Origin of the sequence: Parapedobacter sp. (assembly GCF_035556095.1) — a bacterium.
Taxonomy (GTDB): domain Bacteria; phylum Bacteroidota; class Bacteroidia; order Sphingobacteriales; family Sphingobacteriaceae; genus Parapedobacter.
This window is the reverse complement of sequence record NZ_DATMFT010000021.1, coordinates 674,526-697,403: the sequence shown is the minus strand read 5'-3', so window position 1 is coordinate 697,403 and position 22,878 is coordinate 674,526. Positions and strand designations below refer to the sequence as shown.

Genomic DNA, 22,878 nt, shown 5'->3' with positions numbered 1-22,878 from the left:
CAAAAACCAACACCTCCATTGTTTAATCGACCACCTTTGCTTTGAGGCTCATGTCCAAACTTTTCACCGAATGGGTTAGGGCGCCAATAGAAATGAAATCTACCCCCACCATGGCATAATCGCGGATATTGTCTATGGTAATTCCGCCCGATGCTTCGGTAACCAGCCGCCCATTAATCAAGGCCACGGCTTCCCGCAGCGCATCAGGAGTGAAATTATCGAGCATAATACGCTCTACCCCGCCCACAGCCAGTACCTGTTCAATCTCACCCAGATTTCGTACTTCCACTTCAATTGCTATGGGCCTATCCATCTTTTTGCGATAATCGTTTGCCCGCCTAATTGCATTCGTTATCCCCCCGGCATAGTCCACATGATTATCCTTTATCAGCATCATGTCGTATAAGCCGAATCGATGGTTTACACCACCACCGATTAGTACGGCTTTTTTTTCCAGAAACCGAAGCAACGGTGTAGTCTTCCGCGTATCCAATACCTTTGTGCCAGTCCCAGCTATGGCAGCGACGATACGATGCGTGGTGGTAGCAATGCCACTCATCCGTTGCATGATATTGAGCACTAATCTTTCCGCAAGTAAAATACTGTGGATACTCCCCCTCACGGTTAGTACCACTTCACCAACGTCGACGGCATCGCCATCGGATTTGAATGTGGTTATCGACAGGGCAGCTTCCACCTCACGGAACACCGCCAACGCCTCTTCCACACCCGCTAATATCCCTGGTTCCTTGATAATCAATTGGGCCTCTCCTACGGCATTCGGCGGAATGGTAGACCGCGAAGTATGGTCACCGTCGCCTACATCTTCTGTGAGCGCTGCAGTGATAAACCGCTGCAACTGCTCGTTTTCTAGCTGAGTCATTGGTTATTGTTCATGTGCATTTCGTGCACACCAAGCGTACAGAGCCAACTTGGATAGACACAAAAACAGCGTTATTAAACGGCGCTAAGATGGCTATTTAAAACAAAAGAAGAAGAATAAAAATAAAAATCGGATGGGTTGTTAATAAATGGGTTCGATACGAAATTCCGTAATTTGGAACATATTGTCGTTGTTTGTCAGCTTGTAAGAAACCCGGAAAGTGTCTTTAGCGGTCTCGAGATTGAGAACAACGTATCTAAAATTGGGATTTGAATCCAGCCGATGGGCAATCTTCACACCCGTGGGGGCGTTCCTACCGAAAAAATCCCGTAAAATAATCTCAGCTTGTACACGGGAATAAATTCCCTCGTCATTCAGCAACGTCATACTCACTGTCGACGAAAAATACTTGGAAAGCTCCTTGGTATTGCCCCCCCTTACGCAAGAGGCGATGTCGTCAATTACATCGTTGATGTTAGCAAACCCTACTGTCATCACGAAGCACATCACCCCCGTCAACCCCATCTTTCTGATCAATCTGATTCCCATCACTTTCACTGTAATTGTTTATTCAAATATCAATTGCATTTGGCATTCAACCTATTTCTTGTCCGCGAAAAGCGCTCAAGTGTAGATTAAATTCTACAAAAAGCAGCCTCTGACCGAATTATTGCTTAACGACCAACGTACCGCTAAAAACATGCCATCTTTTGACAATCACCCAATCTACACATACCGCGTGCCCACCAACATCGAATAAACTTGCATCTAAAAGCAAGTTTATCTAAGTTTGTTCCGTGAAGAAAGACAAAAAAGTAGCGCTCGTAATCTTAGACGGTTTAGGTTATGGCAAAGAGGACCAATCCAATGCCGTGCGAGCGGCAAACACACCATTTTTAGATGAATTGCTGGCCACCCGCCCCAATGCCACGCTTGAAGCGTCGGGCGAAGCCGTTGGCCTTCCTGCAGGCCAGATGGGCAACTCCGAAGTAGGCCATATGAACTTAGGTGCTGGACGGATTGTCTACCAGGAGTTGGGACGGATACATAAGGCGGTTGCCGATGGTGAATTCAATAGAAATACCACATTGCAAGAAGCATTCGGCTATGCAAAAACCAACGGCAAACGTGTACACTTTATCGGCCTATTATCTGATGGCGGTGTACATGCACATACCAGGCATCTGAAAGGGTTATGCGAAGCAGCCAAACATGCTGGGCTGACCAATGACCATGTTTTCATACATGCATTTTTAGATGGTCGCGACACCGACCCCAATTCGGGAATTGGTTACGTAACGGATATGGAGCAGTTTTTAGCCGCAAGTGTGGGCCAGCTGGCGTCCGCGATTGGCCGGTATTATGCCATGGACCGCGACAACCGGTGGGAACGAGTTAAACAGGCTTACGATCTATTGGCACACGGCATCGGCATGCCCACGACGGACATCCGTGAGGCCATCCAGCAGTCGTACAACGAAGGGGTTACCGATGAATTTGTTAAGCCCATCGTCAAGACCGACAGCAATGGCAATGCTTTGGCGACAATTGCGGGCGGCGACGTCGTTGTTTGCTTCAATTTCCGTACGGACCGCGGGCGGGAAATTACGATAGCCCTTACGCAGCAGGCATTCCCCGAGTTCGGTATGCACCCGCTCGACCTCCACTACCTCACCATGACCACTTATGACGAGACTTTCAAAAACGTTCAGGTATTGTTTCTTAAAGACAACCTTACCAATACGCTTGGCGAAGTGTTGGAGGCACACAACAAGACACAGACCCGTATCGCGGAAACGGAAAAATATCCCCATGTAACCTTTTTCTTTTCGGGCGGGCGCGAACGCGCATTCCGTGGTGAAAACCGCATTCTGATTCCCTCTCCCAAAGTCGCGACCTACGACCTGCAGCCAGCAATGAGCGCACAGGGCGTGGCCGATGCCATTTGTGAAGATATGGTAACCAACAAGCCCGATTTCATCTGCCTAAACTTCGCCAACCCTGACATGGTGGGACACACTGGCGTATTTGACGCTGTGGTAAGCGCTGTGGAGACAGTGGACCATTGTGCTAAACAGGTCATTGAATGTGGGCGCCGGGAAGGTTACAGCTTTATCATCATTGCCGACCATGGAAATGCAGAATTTATGATAAATGACGACGGCTCGGTCAACACGGCACATACCACCAATCTGGTACCTTGTATACTCATCGACGACAACTACAACGCCATAGTCGATGGTAAATTGGGTGATATTGCCCCTACAATTTTGACGATTATGGGCGTACCCACCCCACCAGAGATGACGGGCAATATTTTGGTATAACGACGAGGTCATATGCGGCGGTTAAATATACCCTTTGTTTATAGCGCCACGGTGTTGCTGATCACGTTATCGTCATGCAGCGACTCCGAGCGCGTATCAAATGCATTGCATACGGCACCATACTTCAGTTTAGCAGAATATTTTGAAAAAGAAGCCGCGCGATTGCAGCAACATAATCCCGAAATTATAAAAACGGCAGCAAAAAACGGGGAAGATGAGCGGAAGAAAATCCATGTAGCCGATTGGAAGAGCGAATTTGCTTTATTTATAGACGCTGACATCAATAAACCAGCCTGGCAAAACAGCTATCGGGTGGATAGCACAGGCTCTTCCGTTACCTATACTCCTATCGATTCGACGTTACGTACGAAAGAAATCCGGATAGAAAAAACAGATTCAGGTACTGTGACGCATGTCCGCGTAATCAACCAAGTTAGCAATATGCTTTATCAAACCAACGAACAGCTCGATTATTACGTAGACTCCTTATACCGGATCACGAAACAGCAACACGTACTGGTAATTGGAGAAAGCCACTACACCGTTACCGGTGAGTGGCTATAATAAAGACACTAAATTCAGTTTATTTCAAGTTATCGCGATAAACTTTCGCTTTCTTGAGTTCCGTTTGGATATCTTTTTTACCCGGAGCCATAACCAGCACCTGCTCAAAATCCACTACACTTTTGTTGTAGGCGTCAGTAGCTATGGATTTGTCGTAGTTCGCAGTTCCGGCTGTACCACGTAATATTCCCAAATCCCTATAGGCAATACCCCTATTTTGGTAATATTTCACGTCCTCACCATTGAGCTCAATCGCCTTGGTATAATTTATTATCGCTTGATTCAACATTTTCTCCCGATTACTCGAACTAATTCGTGTGTCGGTTTGCACAGCCAACGCATTATTTGCTTTGCCGCGGTAATAATAAGCCGACTCATGGTCTGGCCGCAACTCGATGACCTTAGTGAATGATTCCAGCGATTTCCGGTATTCGCCTATTTGGTATTGCGAGTACGCTAACATATACATCACATTCGGATCACCGGCCTCTGCGGGGAGTGCTTTTTGCAAATGACCTGCTGCGGCTTTAAAATCACCATCAATCAGCGCCTTCTGCCCTAAGCGCACGTTAGGATTACTCGGTGCGGTCTCCGTCGTTTGAGCTTGCGCAACCAACGCAGTTAAACACATTATTCCTACCACTACACCAACGTTCAATCGTTTTAAAATAATCTTCAAATCGTTTATTTTCATCGCTTTCTAAATTATACAACATACACGGGGGCACCACTTTTTATTGAACTGACACCCGGTCATTTATCCCTTACTACAATTTCCGTGCTACAAACATAACTATAAGCATCGCTATGTGCAACTCCAGTGACCCCCAGCCTCAACTTAAAACTTCCAAACCAGCAATTTATTATTTGCCAATTTAATTTTATCTCGCAAATCCCTATATTAGTGACTTAACATGACGACACCTCACAATGCATATGCAACCCGACCGTGTCTTTTATTGCTGACTTTTTTTCAGCACATATGTCTGAATGATATGATATTCGTAGAATTAGCGGAAACACATACTATTGGCATAGGCATTGCAATTATGTCCACAAGAAATACAATTAACACAGCGCAAGTATACGGCTGCCAAAATGGCGCCCCATCATAGACGAAAATTTATTCATGAGCAACTTTGATCCATTTGATTTTAATCAAGCCATTCCCATTATAAATGAAGACACGGAATTCTTTCCTTTATTAAGCCAGCAAGATGAAGATGAGATGAGCAATGCCGACCTCCCCGAGTCGCTTTCCATTCTCCCTTTACGCAACACCGTACTGTTTCCTGGTGTGGTCATCCCCATCACCGTGGGGCGCGACAAATCCATCAAGTTGGTAAAGGAAGCCTATAAAGGCGATCGCATCATCGGGGTCGTATCCCAACAGAACATGTCAATCGAGGACCCTACGTTCGAACAGTTGCATCCGGTTGGTACCGTAGCGATGATCATCAAAATATTGCAAATGCCGGATGGCAATACTACCGTTATCATCCAAGGCAAGCAACGTTTTAAGCTCCGTGGCCTCATTCAGAGCGAACCCTATATTAAGGCCCACATTGAGCGTTTCGAAGAGAAAAAACACAAAACCAGCAAGGAATTTAACGCCCTGATTTCCTCCATCAAAGAGATGGCGTTGCAAATCATTCAGCTGTCGCCGCACATTCCCAGCGAAGCAGGCATTGCGATAAAAAACATCGAGAGCCCCGGGTTTCTGATTAATTTTATTTCTTCCAACCTCAATGCCGACCTGCCATTTAAGCAGGAATTACTGGAAATTGCTAACCTTGAGAAGCGGGCGGCCAAGGTGTTGGAACAGCTCAACATTGAACTTCAATTGCTGGAACTTAAAAACCAGATACAGAATAAGGTTAAGGGCGATTTAGATAAGCAGCAACGGGATTATTTTCTCAACCAGCAATTAAAAACCATTCAGGAAGAATTGGGCGGCAACACTCCCGATCTGGAAATGGAAGACCTGCGCAAACGGGCGAAGGGAAAAAAATGGTCCAAGGAAGTCGCCGAACACTTCACCAAAGAGCTCGACAAGCTCGCGCGCATCAACCCCGCTGCGGCAGACTATTCCGTTCAGGTCAACTATTTAGAACTGCTACTTGACCTACCTTGGAATGATTTCTCTAAAGATAATTTCGATCTGAAGCGTGCCAAGCGGATATTGGATCGAGACCATTACGGTCTCGAGAAAGTAAAGCGGAGAATCGTCGAATACCTTGCCGTTCTGAAGCTCAAACACAACATGAAGGCACCGATACTGTGCTTGGTGGGCCCTCCGGGTGTCGGAAAAACATCGTTGGGCAAGTCGATAGCCAAAGCAATCGGCCGTAAATATACCCGCATGGCGCTAGGTGGTATCCGCGACGAGGCCGAAATCAGGGGGCATCGGAAAACCTACATTGGCGCCATGCCGGGGCGCATTATCCAGTCACTAAAAAAAGCTGGAACATCCAATCCGGTATTCGTACTCGACGAGATAGACAAAGTAGGAAGCGACTTCCGTGGCGACCCTTCATCCGCACTGCTGGAAGTACTCGACCCTGAGCAAAACAATGCATTTTACGATCATTATGTCGAACTCGACTACGATCTGTCTAACGTCATGTTCATCGCTACAGCCAATTCATTGAGCAACGTCCAGCCGGCGTTATTGGATCGCATGGAAGTTATCGAGGTTAACGGATACACCATCGAAGAGAAAATCGAGATTGCCAAGAAGCACCTGATTCCGAAACAGCGGGAATTACATGGCCTTAATGCCAAGGAGTTCGCCCTCCGTGCCAACGTCATAGAGAAGGTTATCGATGAATATACCCGTGAGTCGGGCGTGCGTGGCTTGGAAAAGAAAATCGGTTCCCTTGTCCGTGGCGTGGCTACCCACCTCGTTATGGAAGATCCATTGCCTCTGCCGATCGGTGTTGATATGGTGGAGCAAGTACTAGGCGCCCCCATCTTCGATAAAGAATACTACGAAAACAACCACGTAGCAGGTGTTGTTACCGGCTTGGCATGGACCCAAGTTGGCGGTGATATCCTCTATATCGAATCAAGTTTAAGCCCCGGAAAAGGTAAATTGACACTTACCGGCAACCTCGGGGATGTGATGAAAGAATCAGCTACTATCGCAATGGCCTATCTCCGTGCAAACGCTGACGCGTTTGGTATTGACTACCGCATCTTTGACAAGTGGGATGTACACATCCATGTACCCGCCGGTGCCACGCCCAAGGATGGCCCTTCGGCCGGCATCACCATGCTTACCGCCCTGGCATCTAGCTTTACACAACGTAAGGTAAAAGAAAAGCTGGCTATGACCGGCGAAATTACGTTGCGGGGCAAGGTACTGCCCGTTGGTGGAATCAAGGAAAAGATATTGGCCGCCAAACGGGCTAATATCAACCAAGTTATTTTATCGAAAGCAAATCGAAAAGATATCTTGGAAATCAAGGAAGATTACATCAAGGACCTCACTTTCCACTATGTCACCGAAATGCACGAGGTTGTGAATATCGCACTATTAAAACAACAGGTGAAAAATCCCAAGAAGCTCTTAACCGATGATGTATAATACCGCGTCTTTTTGTTGCTTTTGTTTATATAAATTAATTATTACATTAGCTTCATGCTTACCGAATCGCTGATTATCCTGGCGTTAGTTTTGTTGAACGGCATTTTCTCGGCTTCTGAAATTGCCATCGTTTCCAGTAGAAAAGCCCGTTTACAGGTGCTTGTTGACCGGAAAAACGCAGCCGCCAAACAAGTACTCAAACTAAAGGATTCTCCCAACCAATTCCTCTCCACTGTACAAATAGGTATTACGCTGATTGGTATTTTGACGGGTATATTCGGTGGTGCTACTATTGCCCAACGCTTGGATGTGCATCTTTCGGAAATCGCTTGGCTAGACGGATACAGCTCACAGGTTTCGGTATTAATCGTGGTTATCGTGATTACGTTTCTGACCTTGGTGTTTGGCGAATTGGTACCGAAGCGCATAGGTTTGGCTATGCCTGAGAAATATGCGATGATTGTCGCTTTCCCGATGAATATACTAAGCAGGGTGGTCGCTCCTTTTGTGTGGCTGCTTAGTGCCACTACAGAAACTGTTGTCCGACTGCTTGGCGTTAGAACCTCGCAAAGTGCCGTCACGGAAGAAGAAATCAAGGCACTCGTTGATGAAGGCGCCGATACTGGGGCCATTGAACATATTGAGCACGAAATCGTGGACCGTGTATTCAGTTTAGGCGATAAGCGTGCCATCAACCTGATGACACATCGCAGCAACATTGTGTGGCTGGATATCAATGACGGGTACGATGTGCACCGTGATACCATATTGAAAAGCGGCCATACGGTCTATCCGGTTTGCCAAGGTGGCTTGGATAACATCTCAGGCGTGGTTCATATCAAATCGTTGCTCAACCAGTACCTCATCGAAGAGCCGATTCAGCTCGACCGATTGACGCAACCGCTAAACTATGTCCACGAAAATAGTTCGGCGTACAGTATATTGAACAAGTTCAAGGCATCCAAAATACACCAGGCGGTCGTGCTGGATGAGTACGGATCGCTTCAGGGTATCGTAACCATCAACGACATCCTTAGTGGCCTCGTGGGCGATATCTCCGATGGCGATACCGGCGAAAGGCCAGAGATAGTCGCCCGTGAAGACGGCAGCTTGCTTATCGATGGGCAATACCAATTGGATGAATTATTTGTAGCATTAAATATCGATGCGGAAGATGAAGAGGATGGCATGGGGAGTATCAGTACCATTGCCGGGCTGATCCTGCTTAAATTGGGCCATATGCCTACGGCAGGTGAGCGGGTGCAATGGAAAAATCACGAGTTTGAGGTAATGGATATGGATGGTAACCGCATCGACAAAATATTGGTTACCCACCTAGGAGATCAATGATAACAATTAAACGTGCCTTGTTATAGTGAGTGTCCGATCATATGATGCCTTTCGCAACCAGCTCTTTCTCCATCTCTCGCTGCAATGCCGTTGCCTCCTCCCTAGCTCGTTCGGCAAAGTCCTCACTGTCTGATGCGTAAATGATGGATCGGGTAGCATTCACAAGCAACCCGCAATCAGCATTCATTCCATAGCGGCATACTTCCTGTAAACTCCCCCCCTGCGCACCGACACCCGGCACCAATAAGAAATGATCGGGTGCAAGCGCTCGGACAGCCGTAAAAGCTTCGCCCCTCGTAGCACCAACTACATACATTAGGTTATCGATTGTGCCCCAGTCGTTGGCTTTTTCGATTACGCGTTCAAATAACTGCTTCCCACGCGTATCCCGATGGGTTTGAAAATCCAACCCGCCAACGTTGGAGGTCAGCGCCAGTACAATCGACCATTTTCCATCAAAATCAAGAAAGGGCTGTATGGAATCGTGCCCCATATACGGCGCAATGGTAAGCGCATCGAAACCGAGGCCTGACACATCCCGATCAAAAAAAGCTTTCGCATACATCTCGGACGTATTACCGATATCACCCCGTTTGGCATCGGCAATACTCAGGCAGTCTTGCGGCAACGCCGCCCATGTCTTCCGTAAGCTCTCCCACCCCGCTATACCGCGGCTTTCATAAAAAGCGATATTGGGTTTGTATGCTACACACAGGTCGGCTGTTGCCTCGATGATCTGCTTATTGAACTCAAAAACCGGATCAGCATAGTCCAGCAGATGGCGGGGCACTTTATTGATATCGGTATCGAGGCCTACACATAGGAACGAGCGCTTGGTTTTAATCTGTTGGATGAGTTCACTCCGGGTCATAGCTGTCGCGATTTTTGTCACCGCAAACCTAAAACAAAAATCCTTGCTAAAAAAGCGAAAGCCCCCCTATTTCAATACTTCCCGCGCGATGACCATTTTTTGGATTTCGGACGTCCCCTCACCGATGGTGCAGAGTTTAGCATCCCGGTAGTACTTTTCAACTGGAAAATCTTTGGTGTAACCATAGCCCCCAAAAACCTGCACGGCTTCCGTGGCACAGCGCACAGCCAATTCCGAAGCAAAGTATTTAGCCATCGCGGAGTTTTTGGTCACATCGCCACCGCTGTTCTTTAATGCACATGCTTGCCTGACCAGTAATTCAGCCGCCTCGATCTCCGTAGCCATATCTGCCAGTTTAAAAGAAATGCCTTGGAAATTAGCGATCGGCTGCCCAAACTGATGCCGTTCCTTGGCATAGCTTACAGCGGCTGCCAAGGCACCTTTCGCCATGCCAAGTGCTAAGGCGGCAATTGAAATACGCCCGCCATCCAATACGTGCATCGCCTGCTTAAATCCCTCCCCTTCTTCACCAAGCATGTTCTCGCGGGGCACACGACAATTGTCGAACACCAGTTCCGTCGTTTCAGATGCCCGCATACCCAACTTATTTTCTTTCTTTCCGTGTGTAAACCCGGACGTACCTTTCTCAATAACCAATGCCGAGATACCACCCGATTTATTTTTCTCACCTGTCCGGACCATCACCACCGCAATGTCCCCGCTTTTGCCGTGAGTAATCCAGTTCTTCGTTCCATTAACAACGTACTCGTCACCGTCCAATTTGGCCGTGGTACCCATGCGTAGCGCGTCCGACCCCGTATTGGCTTCGGTAAGTGCCCAAGCCCCCAGCCATTCGGCTGTGGCGAGCTTAGGCAGCCACCGCTCTTTCTGACTATCGTTCCCGAACGCCAATATATGGCCCGTGCAAAGGGAATTATGGGCAGCCAGCGAAAGACCGATCGAGCCGCACACCTTTGCTACTTCGACAATTACGTCTACATACTCATCATACCCCAATCCGGCACCACCATATTCCTCAGGCACCAACACCCCCATGATACCGAGCTGCCCCATCGCTTTGAACATATCGATGGGAAACAGTTGTGCTTCATCCCATTCCATTACATGCGGACGAATGTGTTTATCCGCAAATTCGCGGACCATCTGCCGTACCATTTCTCTATTTTCGTCGCCCATTGCTATTGATTCCATAAGATAACTACCTGTTTCATCGCAATAATAAACAATACACCGAAAAAAGCCAACCAAAGAAAATACGGCATAATATAGAATAAGATGGTTTTGGGTATGAAATCCAATTTACGACCAAATCGGCCCGGAAGTACGGTCCTGCGGCAGCAACAAAATATGTTTGAAAAAAAAGCGGTGTAATCGGCGCAAAGCTTATCTTTGAGATTAAATCAAAAACGAAATAGATGAATCGCACAATTACTTTCATACTCTGGGCTTTCTGTTTGCTATTAACTACATCTGTAATTGCCCATGGACCCAAAGAGGAGATCAAAAAGGCGCAGTCCGAAATAGCAGCTGTCCAACTGAAATTCAACCTCAAACCGGGCGATAAGTACCTGTTTTCCTCGGTGGTTAAGCAGGAGATTGTGCAGGAGGCTATGGGGCAGCAGATTACGACTACACAGGATATTTCAACGGAATACATCTACACGATTAAAGCACGGGACAACGGTGTAACTGAAATAGAGGTCTTGATGAACGCACTAAAGATGGATACGGACGTGGGCGGCATGCAACGGATTACATTCGATTCGAACGACCCAGATGGAGGTACGAGCGAACTGAAGGCTATGTCAGGTCTTATCGGAAAATCATTTCAGCTGTATATTAACGAAGATGGCAGTGTTCAAAAAGTAGTTGGTTTTGCGGAGATTTTCGATGGCATGGAAGGCCCCCAAAAAGAAATACTGAAGCAATCATTCGGTGATTCCTCGCTAATCCAGAGCATGAACCAAATCAGCAACATCTATCCAAATAAGGCCGTAAGCATAGGCGACACCTGGGGAAAGACATTTTCGGGTTCCATTGCCAACCTGTTGCATTCAGATGCCAACTCAGACTTTACGCTTTCGGGGCTAGAGGGCGACATTGCGGTGCTCGACGTGGACGCGCAGTTGACTTTCTCGAAGTTTACCGGTGAAGGAGGCAATCCGATACTACAAGCTGCAGAATTTGACATGAGTGGAACCCAACGTGGCACAATTGAGGTTGAGGTCAAATCGGGCCTGCCGGTACTTTCTAAACTTAAACAAGATATCACGGGAAGTATGAGCATCCAAGGTATGGAAATTCCAATGTCCATCGTATCTGACATTACTACGACTGGCAAAAAACTATAGTCGATTACTGTTAGGTATAGCTTAACAGTGTATGGATCTGTGAACTGAAAGTTGCGAGCCGATCCCTTCCGTTAAGGAAGTCTAAGCAGATAATAAAGGTATAGCCTGCGATGTGGCCGCCTAGTCGTTCGATAAGGTGACTGGCAGCGGTCACCGTTCCCCCTGTCGCTAGCAGGTCATCGTGGATGAGTAAACGGCTACCCACGGGAAAGGCGTCGGCATGCATTTCGATGGTAGCGCTGCCATACTCAAGCGCATATTCTTGTTGCACAGTATCATAAGGCAGTTTTCCGACCTTCCTGACGGGTACGAAGGGCTTTCCCCGCCGTTGGGCGAGCATGAGACCGAAGAGGAAGCCCCGGCTTTCAATACCTGCCACCACATCGATGGTTTCGGGGTTTATCGGTTCAGCCATGCGTTCCACTACCGCTTCACACAGGCCCGGATCTTTCAAGATAGGTGTAATATCCTTGAAAATAATTCCCGGCTTTGGGAAGTCCGGCACATCCCTGACGGCCGCTCTCAATCGTTGGTCAATCATCAACTAAGGTTAAATACGGTGCAATCTTACGAAAAATTTGCTCATCCATAATAGCGATATGTAATAAATCGCTGATCGCGCCATAGGGCCCGTGTTGTTTCCGATATTGCACAATTGCATTGGCCAACTTGTGATTGATGAATGGATGGTCACTGAAACGTTGGTATCCAGCGGTATTGATCGCAATTTTTTCTACTTTGGATGTGTCGACATACACATATGCTTCCAGCTCTTCAAACCGCACAGTGTCAAACCCATAAACATCCATTAACTGCGATACCTGATGGAAACCGCCCAACAGATCTCTGAACCGAACGATACGCGACGCGAACACTGGTCCGATACCCGGAAGGTATTGCAATTCGAGGGAGTCTGCGCCGTTTAAATCGATATGAAGTGCTTGCGGCACCGTTGCTTGCATAACCGTACTGATGGTTCGCTGGCCACTATCGCCGTGATTTGCCGCAATAGGATCTGGCTCGGCTTGCTTGATTTCGATATACGGTTCCAACCGGGCATAATCCGCATCGCTGATGGCATAGATCTTCGCAAGATCTTCCTTTTTCCGAAAACGCCCACCTTTGTCCTCATAATTCTTAATCATCCGTATTTGCCTTTCGGACAGCCCTAGCCGTTCCCAATCGCCTATGGGCAACCCATTGGGATCAAACGTAAAATAAGTCACTTCAGAGACAGGTGATGCCCCTTCGCCGACGTTCCTATTCACATGATGATTAGTGGATATTCGTTCTTTATCAGCAGCGGCCAGAAAGCTGTCGATTTCGGCGATTTGAATAGAGAGGTCGCTCTCCGTTTTTTCGCTGTGAAAAGAGAAGATGCGTGGAATGCACCATATCAGGAGCAAAATCAACGCCAATACGCAAACACCATTGAGTTCGCGGCGGCTAAAGCCGAAATACGTTGTAAACCATTTTTGCACGGTCGGTCTACGGTTTGGGTATTCAAAACAAAAATTCAAACCCAACAGGCACAGCGGTGCATTTGGTCGGGTTTGAATTGCGTTACTAATGATAACGTATTCGCTACGCGCTCATTTCATCGGTCATCGAAAGTAATTCCTTATGATTACTTGCTTTAGTCCTGGTTTTCGTTTTATGTTTATTGATTTGCCTGCGCAACGATTCGACCGCCAAGTCTGTAGCTTCTTCAAAAGATTTCGCCTGTGCTTTGGCAAACAGCTGACTTCCTGGAATATTCAGCTTAAACTCGGTAACTTTGTTTGCCTCATCTTCTACGTTTTCTAACTTGAGGTAACATTCTCCATCAATAATTTGGTCGAAGAATTGGTCAAGTTTGTTCACCCGTTTCTGGATAAACTGGATCAGCTTCTTGTCTGCGTCGAAACGAATTGATTGCACAATAATGTTCATGATTCCTCCTTTTTTAAGCTTTTGGATGCGCTTGTTTATAAATTGATTTAAGCCGTTCCACCGAATTATGTGTATAAACTTGGGTAGCAGCCAGTCCGGCATGCCCTAGCAATTCCTTTATGGCATTCAAATCTGCCCCATTATCCAGCAGCGTTGTCGCGAAGGTGTGCCTGAGCACGTGCGGGCTCTTTTTTCGCTGCGGAGATATTATGCTTAGGTAATGCGTTACAATGTCATAGATCAATCCGGGATAAGCATCCTTCCCTTTCTTAGTAACGATAAGGTAAGGTGAATTGTTGTTAAAATACTGTATATTTTTTTCACCGATGTAATGACGCAGCAACACCTGAAGCGATTTATTCATGGGCACCAGCCTTTCTTTATTCCGTTTCCCAAATATACGGATATTGCCGCTGTAGAAATCGATGTGTTCCTCACGGATTTGTAATAATTCGGCGAGCCGAATGCCTGTACCAAACAAGAGTTCCAACACTAACTTGTCGCGCAGCCCCTCAAAGGTATCAGGAAATGTCTCCCCGGTATCCAACAGGATTGAGAGCTTTTCTTTATCAACAGTAACAGGGAGCTTTTTCGGGGTTCTTAACGCTTTGACCAAGGCAAAGGGGTTCTGCTTCACAGCACCTTCACGCATCAGAAAACGGTAGTAGGTACGAAGGGCAGCCAAGCTACGGTTTACAGATACGGGACTAAGCCCCGACTCCAATCGCGCAGCCAAATAAGCGCGGGCCTGCCTATGGGTCATATCGGCAATGTCCGCCTCCAACGCTTTCAGGTAATCGGTATAGGCTACCAGCTCATGACTGTACGCATCAACCGTGTGCTTCGAAAAGCGCTTTTCGTAAGTGATGAAACGGATAAAGCGGTCTATAAACATAGAAAAACTACCCTTATATTCTAATGGTTGAATATACGGATAGTTTTCGGGTATTACAAATAAACCGCCCTATTAACGGAGATAAAATCGTTAGACGATATCCTGGTTGAGGCTTTGTTTATAAATCGCCTTTTTACGTTGCGTACGACGGGTAACGGATTTCTTCTCATAAGCCTGGCGGGAACGGAGTTCGCGCAACACCCCTGTTTTTTCAAACTTCTTCTTGAAGCGTTTCAACGCACGGTCCAACGATTCGCCTTCTTTCACATTTACAATGATCATATCCTGTTATACCTCCTTTCGTACAAAATTTTCGGATTGCAAAGGTATCAAAGTTTTCCCTGATTTCAAAGTGATTATAATAATATTATGAGTTATTTATAAAAAGGAGCCTGTTCCATTTTGCCCAAATACGAACCGTTTTCACCAAAGAGGTTGGCAAATACAAGAAGCTACGGACACGGCTGCTGTTAGCGATATATCGGAGTATCTAACGATTAATCTTCTGTTGATGGACATTCTTACGGATTGTTGATAAACTGCACCGCCCTTTCAAGAACTTCGTCACGGCCGGCTTTCACACCGGCAATTGTTGGCCTCACGACAACATCAGGAACGATTCCCACGCGCTGAGTTTCCCCTCCATCCGGATAGTAAACACCGATGCCGCTAATCGCCGTTGATATTCCTCCCGGAAGCACGATCGGCGACACGTTACCATCCGCACCGGCGGTGGTAGAGCCCATCACCGTAGCGCTGGGATGAACGCGATACGCCATCGCATGGAATTCGGCCGCACTTTGGGTCACTTCGTTTACCAAGATAACTACCTTCCCCTGGTAATATGCCGCATTCTCCTTACCGGTATTCATCGACATACCGCCAAGAACAACCAAACCTGGCTCCTGTATACTGCAAAAGGTAAATTTAGCAAAAGGCGTCTCGTTCGGCATGAGGAATTCCCCTACCCGGTTCGCCCCCGGCTTACTAGGATAATTACGGTTATCAATGATTAAGCCTTTCGTGTCCCGAATCTGTGCCCAGTATTCGCCCAGGTTATCGGCATTCAGTGTGCCGTTGTTCAAATACGCAATGTCATCGGTCAACATCCGGAAGCTGGTATCGGTATTCAAAAAGCGATTATGCATTTTCAATATGTTCGGTTCGTAGGCATTGAGCACCACCGAGTGGGGCTCCCCGTTTCGAGCGACTCCAATGCGCATGGCCGTGTCGTTGGTACGTAGCAGCTTGGGTGCAATGTCGCGCAACTGCGTGGGATAATTAGATGCCGGTGTATACTTCAGCATCCGGCTTACAACATCCGCCACGGTTTCGCCGTTAATCGACGTTATTACGTCACCCACTTCCAATCCGGTATCCTTCCCCCATGTGTTGTGCCGATATCCGGTTATAACCGGTTGTTCTTCCACAAACTGTACCTCTACGGGTGCATAACGGACACCGAGGAAGCTATTCAGCACGGGGTTATTGCCCCACACATTTGCATGGGTGTCGTGGATTCGTGCGATGAGTTCCAGCGTTGCCAGTACGTAAGCTTGCGTATCAGCTGCCTCCATGAATTTCGGGATAAATTCGCCGAGCACGTCTTTCCAATCCTCACCAATTAGATGCCTGTAAGGGAAGAAATACTGAATCACATTCCAATACCGGTAAAGTGCCAGCAGCCGAAACCCATCGTCGGCAACCTGCATCCGGGGATAAGGATTTTCATTACTGAAATTCGGGTTGCCGACGGCAGGGTATACGCTCACGTAGAAATGCTTACCTGTCCGTTTCGCCTGCTTAATATTCAGAAGTAACTCCGTCAATTCGGCTGAGAAACCCGTTGTATTTATCCATTCAAGGTCGGGTTCGAGCTTCACCCCTTCGGCCGGAAGCGTTGCTTCTTCTGTTTCCGTTATCGGTCCTAATCTGGCTATCCACTGCATCAGCACCTCATCCCGCTGGTGCTTCCCGTTTGCTTTCAATACCGCAGGCAACACCCGAAACAGCTCATAGTCCCAATTCACATCGCCAGCAGCTATGACGGGATGGTAATATTTGACAAAGCCCCAAATGAGGCCCAGCACTTCCAAGCTTTCAGATAACGGTTCGTCAAGCGCCGGTATATCAACCGCCGAACCCCGGTCAAACGCTGTATCCAACTGTGCCGGCACTTTCTTTTTCTCCTGTGGCTGCAACGTAGCGATATCCTGGCCATCTATCGTTACCGACAAACTATCGAACCACACTTTGCCCTTGCCTACCAATAGTCCGCCGACTACCGTTTGCTCCGTCTTGTCAGGATTCATGGGTAGCGTAAATTCATATCGGGTCCATTCCGTGGTGCCTTGCAAACCCTCTTGTTGCATGTTGTTGAACGCTACCTGTGGGTCGAGACGCATCCAAAGGCCGGCAAACCCTTCCACATCTTCCGTTTTGATAAAACCCGAAAGTGTAATTTCTTTTCCCGGATAGCTGCCGGGAATCGTAAACGCCCAAGCCCGGTAGCCCGGCTCATCACCTAGCGAAGCTATTGAAGCGGCATACTTTCCACTTTTCACAACGTTGCTGTCCGCTTCCAGTTTATAGCTGCCCTCCCCAAAATTGCTCCAACCTACGGGCACAGTACCCGCCACTTGCTCAAAACCAAAATTAAAAGCCTGTTTCGGATTATTTTGTTGGCCGAAGGCTGAAAAAGCAGCCGCAAGCCCGACGATGAGAAAAGTCAGTTGTTTCATGGATGTAAGCTTTTGTGAAGCAAAGTACTTATTATCAAACAGAATACCAACATACTTGTAATCACGGCATTTGTCACATTTTGGATGTTTGTCTCCGAACATAAAGGATTACGCAGTCCAGACATTGAGGCGTTATCGCGAAAAATATCATTCCTATATCATCATACTAAATAATAACGAAATCAAACGCGTTCCAATAAAGGAGGGTATACGGCTGGATACGTTAACGGAAGTATTCGGCAGCGTTTCACCCAGCGATCGTGTTCTTTCAAATCCGTCGGAAGAAATCAAGGGAGGCCCAATAAAAAGATAGCAGAACTCGCTTTTTTGCACGTTGCCGGCTGCAAACAAAAAGCCGGCAACTTTTATATTTTCGCAGCACCTAAAATGTCTCAAAACACCCCTCAGATCGTCTCTTTTCCACGGCACCGATGTTTATTTAAAACAATAGCTTTGCATAGACGGTTTCTCTAGGTAACTGAAAATACAGAAATTATGAATCCGAAAAAGATTTGGGCCAATCTGGCCGTAGCCGATTTAGACCGAACAGCTAAATTTTACCGTGACTTGGGATTCAAGCCCAATGGACTTGGCTCTAGCGAACTGACAAGCTTTTTTGTCGGCCAAGACAACTTTGTGATACACTTCTTTTTAAAAGATGTGCTCCGGGCCAATTTAAAAATCGAGGTAGCCGACTCCCAGCATGCGGCCGAAGTCGTATTCACGATTTCCGCGGCAAGCAGAGCGGAGGTAGACGCCTGGGAGAAGGAGGTTAAAAACGCAGGAGGTCAGCTAATTTCCGGCACCGAAGCATTTGGCGAAGGATATTACGGCTTTCTTTTCGCCGATCCGGATGGACATCGATTCAATGTTTTCTATATGGATGGTCTTTAATTCTTGGCTTATTATGTAGTCATTCGTTCATCAGTTCTTCCAGCTCCTTTATAAATTTTGCCGACCCATAGTTAGCAAAACCCTCATGCCGAAGCCTAATTTGCCCTGCCTTGTCCAACACGACCGTAGTTGGTAATGCCCCCGTGTAAATTTCACGGGGGACACCACCATTAGACCGATAGAAAGGTATCGAATAGTCCTCCCTTTCTAAGTAGCCATGTGCGGCAGAGAGGTCAGTATCTTCGTTGATCATCAAGAAGAAAATATCCGGGTTATCTTTCAGCGTAGAATAAAGTTTCTCGATAGAAGGAAACTCAGCCCGGCACGGTGGGCACCATGATGCCCAGAAATTGATAAACACAACTTTACCCTGTAACGATGACGTATGCTGAACATACCCATCGTCGTCGGCAAAATCAAAATCAACAGCCGGTTGGCTTAAAGCTGCAGGCCCCTGCTCATCAATGCTAGCATTAAAGAGTCCGGTACGCATCAACTGGCGAAGCACAAACGACTTCGTATCCGGACTTACCACCATGGCTGCCACAAAAAGTCCCATGAACACCGAAAAACCATTTTTCCGGATGAATGCCCAAAATTTATTATTATTCATATGCTATAACTCTCCGTTCATGCATCATCGCTAATCACATGTTAACCAGCTCGTTCAACGCTTTTATTATTTGCGGATCGGTATAATCCCGACCGCCTTCGATCCGGCCTACCATCTTTCCTTCTTTGTCTAGGATAACTGTCGTTGGGATTGCGCCGCCCAAATAATCAGACGGAATAGGGCCCGCCGGTGTATAAACCGGAAGATCGTAACCATTCTTATTCATAAAGGCCGTTGACTGTTCTATCTTATTATCAACGTCTACCATCAGAAACTCGATCTTGTCATTCCCTTCGAACGACTTTTTCAGACCATCTATAGACGGCATCTCGTGAATGCAGGGCGGACACCAGGTTGCCCAAAAGTTGATGAATACCACCTTACCTTTTAACGAATTCAACGAAACGGTTTTCCCGCTTTCGTCCTTGAATAAAATCCCGGGGGTAGTGGCTTGTTCCACTGCAACCGCGTCCTGAGCGACCGACTGATTTATTGAATTATCTTTCTCTTTTTTGTTGGTCCCACAGGCAACGAGTGAAATTATGACGACGAAAAGCCCGGAGCTGACAACGGCCTTTTTAAAGTGTATTTTCATGATGAGTTCTTTTATTTTGTTCACTGTATTGTTGAACGATTATTGTTCTTTTTTATTGGTTGATTGCCGATCTAAGAAACTGATAATCGCGCGGATTCACAAGCGTCAGGTTGCAAAACGGCAATTTACCTCTTGACCACTGCAATCGTTAGGAAAAGGAACGAAAAACATTAAATGATGAGGCTCCGGCATTGGAGGAATACCGGTAAGGCACCGGGTATTTTTAGATGACCGTAATGGGGATGCGGTTGTGCATCGGTCAATACAAAACTGGGCAAGCGATTAAATATCAGCGCGAGAGCGGCCGTGGGCAACAAAGTACCTATACCCGTAGAATTGATTTGGACTATTTTGGTCGCTGCGATTTCGACATCGGCACACTTTTCTACCCCTGTTACCTGAAAAATGATATGGTTTTGCGGTGCACGTTGTTCCTTGTTAACCGGAATGCCCATCAAGTTTTTGATGCTGGCTTTAACGGGGCAGGATCCAAGTAGAACCAACGCCACTGTAACACACACGAAGAATTTATGCCAAATCCTGCTCATCACTCTGCAAAATTAACTAAATTATCCAATTTTAGCACATCATGGAAGGCAACAGCTGCCTGGTGCACTTGCACGGTCCAGTCTGCCGCCGCATTGCCATCGGCACCATCCGAGATGTATTTCAGGCATAGGAACGGTATCTTTTCTTTCATGGCCAACACAGCTAGGGCATAGGCTTCCATGTCTACCACGTTGTAACCGATTGCCGCATGTGCCATTTCAAAATTATCACCCGTTCCACAGATACCGGCCGGCAAACCGTCCATCAGCAAGCCATAATCCAATATAGTGGGTAATCCCGATAACGGTGTTTCATATTGTTCGTATCCTAAACCCCTGACATCCATATCACGCTGTATAAATTTTGTACAGCAGACCACTTCTCCCCTTTGGAAGTGATTACTTCCCGCAGAGCCAAGATTAACAATCAACGCAGGTCTTTCGCGCTGCACCGCCTTCAATAAATTGTAAGTTGCGTTTACCTTGCCTATGCCACATATTAAATGGTTATAAGCTGCAAATACATCGGCAGCTTCCGATGCCAACGCAAAAGTGAATAAAACCCCATCAACGGAAAAGGTGTGGTTTTGATTAATTGTAAGCATTGTTAAGATGTGTAGCTATAAAATCCTCGAGCTCTCCGCCATGTAAATTGATGGCCACTATTTCCCCTTGTTCACCGACCAATACGTTAAAAGGTAATTCCTGGATACCGTAGTCTTTAGCCACCGGACTTCTCCAGAACAGCAAATCACTCACCTGTACCCAATCGATGCTGAAACGTTCGATTGCCTTTACCCAGCTATCACGGTTTTTATCGAGAGACACGCCGAATATCTCAAACCGATCGCCTTTGGTGCCACCGTTATAAGTGTCATATAGCGTTTTTAATTCCGGCTGCTCTTTTACGCAGGGTGCACACCACGTCGCCCAGAAATCTATCAATACCAGTTTTCCTTTAAACGCCGACAGCGATATGGTGTCGCCGTTGGGTGTAGGCAATGAAATTTCAGGGGCCTGTTGCCCTATTTTTACCGTTTCATCTTGTGCATACAGGCCAACGCTCATGATGATCATGGCCATAAAACAAAGTATCAATCTCAAATTATTCATTCATTGGGTAATCGTTATCCAGCCAGTTCACTTTAATATTCTGGGGAATATCTAGCAACTTCCCATTTTTAAATCCCAAATCTTTCAACACCGTAAACGCGGGTCTGATATTAGGGCACCTTTCAAACGGGCAGCACCCGCAATAAATCACCACTTCCTTGTTTTTTGGCACGTCTTTCAGGTAATGCTTTAATTTGTCGAGGTTTTCAGCTTCCATTGTAGGACCGATGTCGACCGAACCTTTAATAACGGCATCGGGCCCTATCGACAGGATAAACAGGTTTTCGGTTTCTCCCTGTTCGATTCGGGAAGCAAGCGTTTCGGTTGCAATCAACTGCTTCTTGCTCCAAGGTTCCGCTTTTTGCTGGGCGTACGCTTTGCTACCAAGCATCAATAACAACGCGTTAAATATAGAAACGAGATGGATTACACTCTTCATAACACAAAAAGATAAGATTAGCTTTTACAATGTTTTTTCCAAAAATTGCTTCAGTGCAGGTCCCCGGAGGTTCTTCGCCGCAATTTTGCCATCGGGGTCGATCATAAACGATGCAGGGATTGCTGTGATGTTGTATAAGCGGCCTGCTTCGCTCTCCCACATCTTCAGATCCGACACGTGGGTCCATTCGAGCTTGTCGTCTTTAATGGCTTTAAGCCACGCATCGCGATCTCTATCCAACGATACACCTAACACGGTGAACCCCCGGTCTTTAAATTGATGGTATTGTGTAACGATGTTGGGGTTCTCATGACGGCATGGTGTGCACCAAGCTGCCCAAAAATCAACAAGAACATATTGACCTCTCAAATCGGAGAGCTTTACCGCCTTACCGTCCGGCGTTTCCAAACTAAAGTCGGGCGCCGGCTGGCCAACGCTTAGCGGCTTTATTTCCTGCATATGCGCAGCAAATGACTGCACGGTCTTGTCATTGGGAAACCGGTCCTTCGCTTTTTCCGCATAGGCTACCAACTCCTGTTCGTGCCCATCCGGATCTACCGAATACAGCACCAATATCCCAAAGAATCCAGCTAGATTATCCGTGTTGTCTGTAGAGAACCGGACGATCTGTTCGGCCAGCTCGCTGGTATAGCGATCATGTTTTGCTATCAATTCCTGTTGAACCACTGCCCGATCTTCGCCATTGGCCATACGTTGTTCGAATTCCTTTTGCAAATCCATCTGCTGTTCCTGGAATTTATCGCGTATCGCAGCAACCTCTTTCAGTTTGGCGGAAGTTTCCGAGCCCTTTACGGTATATTGAGCCGGCTGGTCCATATCCACACTCAATTCAACCTTTTCGCCATTTTCCAATACCAGCATATACGATTGCTGCCCAATGACCAATTCATATAGGGTCGGTCCCAAAGCTGTTCCTGTTATCGAAAAATTACCGTTTTTATCCACGGCTATGGAGTCGACCAATGCTTCGCCCGCATACAGCATTACGTTACTTAACTGATTGGCATTATTGACATGTCCGGCGAGCGTATAACTATCCCCGCTATTCGTGTTGCAAGCGCTGAAAAGAAAAAGTAAAGCAACCAGCTGGGGAAGAAATAAGGTTATTTTCATGGTGTCTATTTTAAGCAT

At 46.8% G+C, this 22,878-nt stretch carries 24 protein-coding genes; 6 read left to right on the top strand and 18 right to left on the bottom strand.

Annotated elements, in window-relative coordinates; translation table 11 throughout:
* Positions 1-22 precede the first annotated feature (22 nt).
* Together nadC and VNQ80_RS13470 are read right to left on the bottom strand one after the other, a co-directional pair.
* Positions 23-883, bottom strand: a complete 861-nt coding sequence (nadC, locus tag VNQ80_RS13475; RefSeq protein WP_325639444.1) for a carboxylating nicotinate-nucleotide diphosphorylase — start codon at positions 881-883, stop codon at positions 23-25.
* Between the two features lie 141 nt (positions 884-1,024).
* Complete coding sequence (locus VNQ80_RS13470) at positions 1,025-1,432, bottom strand: DUF4783 domain-containing protein (RefSeq protein ID WP_325639442.1); 408 nt, start codon at positions 1,430-1,432, stop codon at positions 1,025-1,027.
* A gap of 248 nt (positions 1,433-1,680) precedes the next feature.
* Between VNQ80_RS13470 and gpmI the strand changes: the two genes are divergently transcribed.
* Both gpmI and VNQ80_RS13460 read left to right on the top strand, forming a co-directional pair.
* Entirely contained in the window at positions 1,681-3,210 is a 1,530-nt protein-coding gene (gpmI, locus tag VNQ80_RS13465; RefSeq protein WP_325639440.1) for a 2,3-bisphosphoglycerate-independent phosphoglycerate mutase, read from the top strand.
* A gap of 12 nt (positions 3,211-3,222) precedes the next feature.
* Entirely contained in the window at positions 3,223-3,774 is a 552-nt protein-coding gene (locus VNQ80_RS13460) for a hypothetical protein (protein WP_325639438.1), read from the top strand.
* A 19-nt stretch (positions 3,775-3,793) separates the two neighbouring features.
* Here the strand turns inward: VNQ80_RS13460 and VNQ80_RS13455 are convergent, their stop codons facing one another.
* Positions 3,794-4,468 (bottom strand): tetratricopeptide repeat protein, encoded by a 675-nt coding sequence (locus tag VNQ80_RS13455; protein ID WP_325639436.1) that lies wholly within the window; start codon positions 4,466-4,468, stop codon positions 3,794-3,796.
* Between the two features lie 435 nt (positions 4,469-4,903).
* On the opposite strand from VNQ80_RS13455, the gene lon reads away from it, so the two are divergent.
* Positions 4,904-7,363, top strand: coding sequence for an endopeptidase La (gene lon / locus VNQ80_RS13450; RefSeq protein ID WP_325639434.1), 2,460 nt, complete (start codon positions 4,904-4,906; stop codon positions 7,361-7,363).
* 54 nt (positions 7,364-7,417) lie between these two features.
* A complete protein-coding gene (locus tag VNQ80_RS13445; RefSeq protein ID WP_325639432.1) occupies positions 7,418-8,713 on the top strand; it encodes a hemolysin family protein in 1,296 nt (431 codons plus the stop codon).
* Positions 8,714-8,750: 37 nt separating this feature from the next.
* Here the strand turns inward: VNQ80_RS13445 and pyrF are convergent, their stop codons facing one another.
* Together pyrF and VNQ80_RS13435 are read right to left on the bottom strand one after the other, a co-directional pair.
* Positions 8,751-9,584: an orotidine-5'-phosphate decarboxylase gene (gene pyrF / locus VNQ80_RS13440; RefSeq protein ID WP_325639430.1), complete on the bottom strand. Its 834-nt coding sequence runs from the start codon at positions 9,582-9,584 to the stop codon at positions 8,751-8,753.
* 66 nt (positions 9,585-9,650) lie between these two features.
* Positions 9,651-10,796: an acyl-CoA dehydrogenase family protein gene (locus VNQ80_RS13435; RefSeq protein WP_325639428.1), complete on the bottom strand. Its 1,146-nt coding sequence runs from the start codon at positions 10,794-10,796 to the stop codon at positions 9,651-9,653.
* A gap of 224 nt (positions 10,797-11,020) precedes the next feature.
* Between VNQ80_RS13435 and VNQ80_RS13430 the strand changes: the two genes are divergently transcribed.
* On the top strand, positions 11,021-11,956 hold the full coding sequence (locus VNQ80_RS13430) for a DUF6263 family protein (RefSeq protein ID WP_325639426.1): 936 nt from the start codon (positions 11,021-11,023) through the stop codon (positions 11,954-11,956).
* 10 nt (positions 11,957-11,966) lie between these two features.
* On the opposite strand, the gene VNQ80_RS13425 is transcribed toward VNQ80_RS13430, so the two are convergent.
* From VNQ80_RS13425 to VNQ80_RS13400, 6 genes are all read right to left on the bottom strand, one after another.
* A complete protein-coding gene (locus VNQ80_RS13425; protein WP_325639423.1) occupies positions 11,967-12,497 on the bottom strand; it encodes an adenine phosphoribosyltransferase in 531 nt (176 codons plus the stop codon).
* The gene (locus VNQ80_RS13420; protein ID WP_325639421.1) at positions 12,490-13,437 is read right to left on the bottom strand and encodes a helix-hairpin-helix domain-containing protein; all 948 of its coding nucleotides are present in this window, start codon (positions 13,435-13,437) and stop codon (positions 12,490-12,492) included. Before VNQ80_RS13420 ends, VNQ80_RS13425 begins: the two co-directional genes overlap by 8 nt.
* A 103-nt stretch (positions 13,438-13,540) precedes the next feature.
* Positions 13,541-13,888, bottom strand: coding sequence for a ribosome hibernation-promoting factor, HPF/YfiA family (gene hpf / locus VNQ80_RS13415; protein WP_325639419.1), 348 nt, complete (start codon positions 13,886-13,888; stop codon positions 13,541-13,543).
* Between the two features lie 13 nt (positions 13,889-13,901).
* Positions 13,902-14,783, bottom strand: coding sequence for a tyrosine-type recombinase/integrase (locus VNQ80_RS13410; protein ID WP_325639417.1), 882 nt, complete (start codon positions 14,781-14,783; stop codon positions 13,902-13,904).
* A gap of 90 nt (positions 14,784-14,873) precedes the next feature.
* Positions 14,874-15,065: a 30S ribosomal protein S21 gene (gene rpsU, locus VNQ80_RS13405; RefSeq protein WP_325639415.1), complete on the bottom strand. Its 192-nt coding sequence runs from the start codon at positions 15,063-15,065 to the stop codon at positions 14,874-14,876.
* A gap of 239 nt (positions 15,066-15,304) precedes the next feature.
* Positions 15,305-17,524: a S41 family peptidase gene (locus VNQ80_RS13400; protein WP_325639413.1), complete on the bottom strand. Its 2,220-nt coding sequence runs from the start codon at positions 17,522-17,524 to the stop codon at positions 15,305-15,307.
* Positions 17,525-18,019: 495 nt separating this feature from the next.
* Between VNQ80_RS13400 and VNQ80_RS13395 the strand changes: the two genes are divergently transcribed.
* Positions 18,020-18,418 (top strand): VOC family protein, encoded by a 399-nt coding sequence (locus VNQ80_RS13395; protein ID WP_325639411.1) that lies wholly within the window; start codon positions 18,020-18,022, stop codon positions 18,416-18,418.
* 19 nt (positions 18,419-18,437) lie between these two features.
* Here VNQ80_RS13395 and VNQ80_RS13390 read toward each other — a convergent pair whose 3' ends face one another.
* From VNQ80_RS13390 to VNQ80_RS13360, 7 genes are all read right to left on the bottom strand, one after another.
* Complete coding sequence (locus VNQ80_RS13390; protein WP_325639409.1) at positions 18,438-19,031, bottom strand: TlpA disulfide reductase family protein; 594 nt, start codon at positions 19,029-19,031, stop codon at positions 18,438-18,440.
* A gap of 34 nt (positions 19,032-19,065) precedes the next feature.
* Positions 19,066-19,626, bottom strand: coding sequence for a TlpA disulfide reductase family protein (locus VNQ80_RS13385; protein WP_325639407.1), 561 nt, complete (start codon positions 19,624-19,626; stop codon positions 19,066-19,068).
* 170 nt (positions 19,627-19,796) lie between these two features.
* On the bottom strand, positions 19,797-20,174 hold the full coding sequence (locus VNQ80_RS13380; RefSeq protein ID WP_325639405.1) for a hypothetical protein: 378 nt from the start codon (positions 20,172-20,174) through the stop codon (positions 19,797-19,799).
* A complete protein-coding gene (locus tag VNQ80_RS13375) occupies positions 20,174-20,779 on the bottom strand; it encodes a nucleosidase (RefSeq protein ID WP_325639404.1) in 606 nt (201 codons plus the stop codon). Before VNQ80_RS13375 ends, VNQ80_RS13380 begins: the two co-directional genes overlap by 1 nt.
* Positions 20,766-21,287 (bottom strand): TlpA disulfide reductase family protein, encoded by a 522-nt coding sequence (locus tag VNQ80_RS13370; protein WP_325639402.1) that lies wholly within the window; start codon positions 21,285-21,287, stop codon positions 20,766-20,768. The genes VNQ80_RS13375 and VNQ80_RS13370 overlap by 14 nt, the downstream gene beginning before the upstream one ends.
* Positions 21,280-21,726 carry a rhodanese-like domain-containing protein gene (locus tag VNQ80_RS13365; protein WP_325639400.1) on the bottom strand — a complete coding sequence of 149 codons (447 nt, stop codon included), beginning with the start codon at positions 21,724-21,726 and terminating at the stop codon, positions 21,280-21,282. Before VNQ80_RS13365 ends, VNQ80_RS13370 begins: the two co-directional genes overlap by 8 nt.
* A 24-nt stretch (positions 21,727-21,750) precedes the next feature.
* Positions 21,751-22,878, bottom strand: a complete 1,128-nt coding sequence (locus VNQ80_RS13360; RefSeq protein ID WP_325639398.1) for a TlpA disulfide reductase family protein — start codon at positions 22,876-22,878, stop codon at positions 21,751-21,753.

What these genes read in the sequence shown, in the direction of transcription:
- nadC (WP_325639444.1), bottom strand. Translation starts at nt 883, where the DNA reads ATGACTCAGCTAGAAAACGAGCAGTTGCAGCGGTTTATCACTGCAGCG.
- VNQ80_RS13470 (WP_325639442.1), bottom strand. Translation starts at nt 1,432, where the DNA reads ATGGGAATCAGATTGATCAGAAAGATGGGGTTGACGGGGGTGATGTGC.
- VNQ80_RS13460 (WP_325639438.1), top strand. Translation starts at nt 3,223, where the DNA reads ATGCGGCGGTTAAATATACCCTTTGTTTATAGCGCCACGGTGTTGCTG.
- VNQ80_RS13455 (WP_325639436.1), bottom strand. Translation starts at nt 4,468, where the DNA reads ATGAAAATAAACGATTTGAAGATTATTTTAAAACGATTGAACGTTGGT.
- lon (WP_325639434.1), top strand. Translation starts at nt 4,904, where the DNA reads ATGAGCAACTTTGATCCATTTGATTTTAATCAAGCCATTCCCATTATA.
- VNQ80_RS13445 (WP_325639432.1), top strand. Translation starts at nt 7,418, where the DNA reads ATGCTTACCGAATCGCTGATTATCCTGGCGTTAGTTTTGTTGAACGGC.
- pyrF (WP_325639430.1), bottom strand. Translation starts at nt 9,584, where the DNA reads ATGACCCGGAGTGAACTCATCCAACAGATTAAAACCAAGCGCTCGTTC.
- VNQ80_RS13435 (WP_325639428.1), bottom strand. Translation starts at nt 10,796, where the DNA reads ATGGAATCAATAGCAATGGGCGACGAAAATAGAGAAATGGTACGGCAG.
- VNQ80_RS13430 (WP_325639426.1), top strand. Translation starts at nt 11,021, where the DNA reads ATGAATCGCACAATTACTTTCATACTCTGGGCTTTCTGTTTGCTATTA.
- VNQ80_RS13425 (WP_325639423.1), bottom strand. Translation starts at nt 12,497, where the DNA reads ATGATTGACCAACGATTGAGAGCGGCCGTCAGGGATGTGCCGGACTTC.
- hpf (WP_325639419.1), bottom strand. Translation starts at nt 13,888, where the DNA reads ATGAACATTATTGTGCAATCAATTCGTTTCGACGCAGACAAGAAGCTG.
- VNQ80_RS13410 (WP_325639417.1), bottom strand. Translation starts at nt 14,783, where the DNA reads ATGTTTATAGACCGCTTTATCCGTTTCATCACTTACGAAAAGCGCTTT.
- rpsU (WP_325639415.1), bottom strand. Translation starts at nt 15,065, where the DNA reads ATGATCATTGTAAATGTGAAAGAAGGCGAATCGTTGGACCGTGCGTTG.
- VNQ80_RS13400 (WP_325639413.1), bottom strand. Translation starts at nt 17,524, where the DNA reads ATGAAACAACTGACTTTTCTCATCGTCGGGCTTGCGGCTGCTTTTTCA.
- VNQ80_RS13395 (WP_325639411.1), top strand. Translation starts at nt 18,020, where the DNA reads ATGAATCCGAAAAAGATTTGGGCCAATCTGGCCGTAGCCGATTTAGAC.
- VNQ80_RS13390 (WP_325639409.1), bottom strand. Translation starts at nt 19,031, where the DNA reads ATGAATAATAATAAATTTTGGGCATTCATCCGGAAAAATGGTTTTTCG.
- VNQ80_RS13385 (WP_325639407.1), bottom strand. Translation starts at nt 19,626, where the DNA reads ATGAAAATACACTTTAAAAAGGCCGTTGTCAGCTCCGGGCTTTTCGTC.
- VNQ80_RS13380 (WP_325639405.1), bottom strand. Translation starts at nt 20,174, where the DNA reads ATGAGCAGGATTTGGCATAAATTCTTCGTGTGTGTTACAGTGGCGTTG.
- VNQ80_RS13375 (WP_325639404.1), bottom strand. Translation starts at nt 20,779, where the DNA reads ATGCTTACAATTAATCAAAACCACACCTTTTCCGTTGATGGGGTTTTA.
- VNQ80_RS13370 (WP_325639402.1), bottom strand. Translation starts at nt 21,287, where the DNA reads ATGAATAATTTGAGATTGATACTTTGTTTTATGGCCATGATCATCATG.
- VNQ80_RS13365 (WP_325639400.1), bottom strand. Translation starts at nt 21,726, where the DNA reads ATGAAGAGTGTAATCCATCTCGTTTCTATATTTAACGCGTTGTTATTG.
- VNQ80_RS13360 (WP_325639398.1), bottom strand. Translation starts at nt 22,878, where the DNA reads ATGCTTAAAATAGACACCATGAAAATAACCTTATTTCTTCCCCAGCTG.